Below are 3,050 nucleotides of genomic sequence, written 5' to 3'. Positions count from 1 at the left end.
CCGCACGATCTGACGCCGCACAAATGCATCAACTACCGCCAGACGGGCTCCGGTGGCCTATTGCCTCGGAATTCGAGAAGGAGGGGCAGGATCTGTCCATGCGCGTGGCGGGCTTGTGTTCAGCGATGCCGACCTCATTCTGGATCCTCGAGCAGGCTTGGCTGACGCGGATCTGGCGGCCTGCTGACGACCCCGCTCTTTAGAGCGGAGAAGCCTGGCCCGGTACGCAGGATACGACGCGCGCACACAACGGCCACTCCAGCGCAGAGAACGCGGCCCCCGCAAGATTCGTTCCGCGATACGGGACGCAAAAGAGGTCCGCCAGCCAGCGATGCGGCCCTCGATCTTCACCACCTGATGAGTGCGTTCCGACGCGTGATAAATCCACGTGTTTGAGCCATGGCTTTTGCCCATCCGCCTGATCCGAAGCGATATGAAGGCCCCGCCGCTTCGCAACGGCAGGGCCCCAGGGCTGTGAGCGTTGCGGCCGTGGAGTTGTCAATCGCTCAACGCCCTCACGCCACTAAAACGGACGGTGGCCCAGCGTGTTCCTAAGGACAGGACAAGAAACAAAAAAGCCCGCGGCGTTTCGTCCCGCTGCGGGCCAGTTGTAAGGGCAAAGAGCTTCGGATTGCAGGCGGGCTCCGACCCGGTGGTGCCGCCCGGAGAATCTGATCGCGGCGTCACCACTAAGCGTGAACGCCCGACGAGGCCTTTAGTTCCGCGGCCGTCCACTTGTCAGGGCTCATGGAACCGTGGGGCAGCCAGTCCCGGCAACGCAGCCTGACTACCCGATAAGGCGGCCACACTCCCGCGCCGCCTCCTCGAACGCCTCCCGCGCCTCATCAACGGTCCCGGCACCATTCAGCACTGCCGTGCAGGCGCGCACTGCGTCTTGCCACTTCGGCCCCGCTCCAATCGCTTTCCAGGCTAGCAACAGCTCTGCGGCTTGCTCGACGTCGGTGATAGAGTAGCCCACTCCGGGCCGGTCGGCTTGAACGACAACGGGTGGGCTGAACCAGTGCATCGGCATGGCACATTCCCGTCTTCCTGATCGCCAGAACGCAAAAAGGCGCCCGGCAGTTCCCTGAGGAGCTGGCGGGCAAAGTGTTCAGCAGACGTCTTGATCAGGCTGGTTGCAGCGCTCGAGGAATGGCTCACCACCATCCGTACACGGGCAGATTGGTGGAGTTTCTCCCTAAATGCGCGCCTAATGCCAGACTGCCTTACCTGGGATCGTCGGGAACCGGTTCGTCCAGTCATGACCGTCGCCGGCGGGTGGCTTGGAAGCCAGGAGAGCCAGGCAGGGCTCAATCCGATCGGGCATGGGGTCGAAGCGGAGCTTCCGACGCGCATCACGCGCCTTGCTGACAGGACCACGGACAGTCTCGACTCCAGGGCCAACACGCAGCAGACGACGCGCGCACACAACTGATACTCCACACCACGCACGAGGTTCGCCCCGCCGTTCCGGGGGGAATAGCGGCGGGGCTCCCCAGGCCGTGACGGCGCCGGATGTGAACAACGCCACCACGCAGTAGCGAACCCCTGTCGAAACCCGCAGTTCCTGGCGGCGACTACTATTTCACTCGCTCAAGATTCTCCCGGTCCTTTCGACGCGGTCTCATCGAAACGTTGGACAGCGAGTACTGCCAAATCGACGCTTGGGTCCGCCCTCCACAACTCGGCAATGATTGAGGCCAGACGCTCGCGTTGGGCGGGCTCGCTGGGCGGGTCGACCCTTGCTGCAATCTCGCTCCAAGCTTCATCAAAAGCCTCGGCGATCCGAGCGAGTTCCTCTGGCGTGGCGACGATGGAACGGAACGGCATCGCAATCCCCCCGCGATGCTCACAGTTTATAATCCATCAAAAGAACGCAAGGATGAATTGGCCAGCCGGAGGCCCCGCCGTATGGCAGCGGCGAGGCCCGAGGCCGTGCGGGCGAGAGTGGTGGCCAGCACGCCAGAGAAACAAACTGYCCCTCGGCTGTTCCGTCGACGAGGAACCAAAAAAGGGCCCGCCGCGTCCTCACACAGCGGGCCGGTTCACCCCTTTTTGGGCTGATACAAGAACGCGCAGCGGCCTCTACGGGTTCCGGGCGCGAGCGAAATTGTTTCGTCGGCGCGGAACCGGCGATCGGCTCCATGAGTTGAGTCCAGGCAGGATGCGGTGCCTGCGTCGATGAACGCATTGCGATCGACCAGTCTGGGGGCAACCCTGGAGATGCACCGTGCCTCACCTCGCGTCGTCTGGTCCCATCTCTTCGGTCGAGAGGTTCTCTCCGATTCCGGGGAGTGGCGGCACGAATGCGAGGTCGAATATCTGCTCTCCCTCCCAGAGGCGAAGCGCGCCGAAATCCTCGACGGCGTCCCCGGCGCCGAGGACCGCAAAAGCCAAGGCATCAGGGGCATTCGCGGCGAGGGCGTGGTTGCTGCGCTCAAAGTTCAGATCGAGCGACTGCGGCTCATCAAAATGAAGGGCTGAGTGTGGGCCCGCTGATCCGGCGGGAGCAGCGAGGCCCCAGGCCGTGCCCGCGCGCCGGCGTCTCAGGATTTCCTTCCTCTAATAAGCGCCTCCGACTCCAAAGAGGCCGCCAACTCCTCGTATTCCATAATCCGCTCGGCGCGTTCTGGCGCTTCCGACCGGGTCCAGAAATCGAGTCCGATCCACGCCAGCTCATAGGCCTCACAGAGATCGAGAAAGATCTCATCAGACGTCTGTTCGAAGCCCGCACGCAACCCAGGCAGCCGCAGCATAAGACGTGTCAGTCCACGTTTCTGGATCGTCGTCATGGCGCATTTCACGTGCGCGTTTCGAAGTGGCCATCCTCCCACCAAGGTATCGGATCCTCTATTGTACTTGAGGGCGATGCCAGGAGAGGGAAGGGATCCCCCTAGATGTGCGGTCTCGGGATGAGATGGTGCGGATTGATTTTGAAGGGTGACGGGTCACTGATCCAGGCGTCGCAGATGGCCTGATAGGGCGTTCGCCATCGCAGCGCCTTGAGATGCTTGGCGAAGTTGTAGGCGGTAACGAGGTAACGAAGACCA

Annotated in this window: 3 protein-coding genes and 1 pseudogene; 1 reads left to right on the top strand and 3 read right to left on the bottom strand. The window is 62.6% G+C overall.

The genetic code is table 11. The features are described 5' to 3' along the window. Positions 1 to 787: 787 nt before the first annotated feature. Positions 788 to 1,027 (bottom strand): DUF982 domain-containing protein, encoded by a 240-nt coding sequence (locus tag AC1DJT_RS35490; protein ID WP_476835935.1) that lies wholly within the window; start codon positions 1,025 to 1,027, stop codon positions 788 to 790. A 1,154-nt stretch (positions 1,028 to 2,181) separates the two neighbouring features. On the opposite strand from AC1DJT_RS35490, the gene AC1DJT_RS35485 reads away from it, so the two are divergent. Continuing rightward, positions 2,182 to 2,484, top strand: coding sequence for a DUF7696 family protein (locus AC1DJT_RS35485; RefSeq protein WP_476770392.1), 303 nt, complete (start codon positions 2,182 to 2,184; stop codon positions 2,482 to 2,484). Positions 2,485 to 2,546: 62 nt separating this feature from the next. On the opposite strand, the gene AC1DJT_RS35480 is transcribed toward AC1DJT_RS35485, so the two are convergent. Together AC1DJT_RS35480 and AC1DJT_RS35475 are read right to left on the bottom strand one after the other, a co-directional pair. Further along, positions 2,547 to 2,792, bottom strand: coding sequence for a hypothetical protein (locus AC1DJT_RS35480; RefSeq protein WP_476835934.1), 246 nt, complete (start codon positions 2,790 to 2,792; stop codon positions 2,547 to 2,549). A gap of 101 nt (positions 2,793 to 2,893) precedes the next feature. Further along, a pseudogene (locus AC1DJT_RS35475) lies at positions 2,894 to 3,050 on the bottom strand (IS481 family transposase); the annotation flags it as partial.

This window comes from Allobosea sp. 05T422_2 (assembly GCF_056396265.1).
Note: the sequence above shows the minus strand (reverse complement) of the source record. Positions and strands in the feature narration are given on the sequence as shown.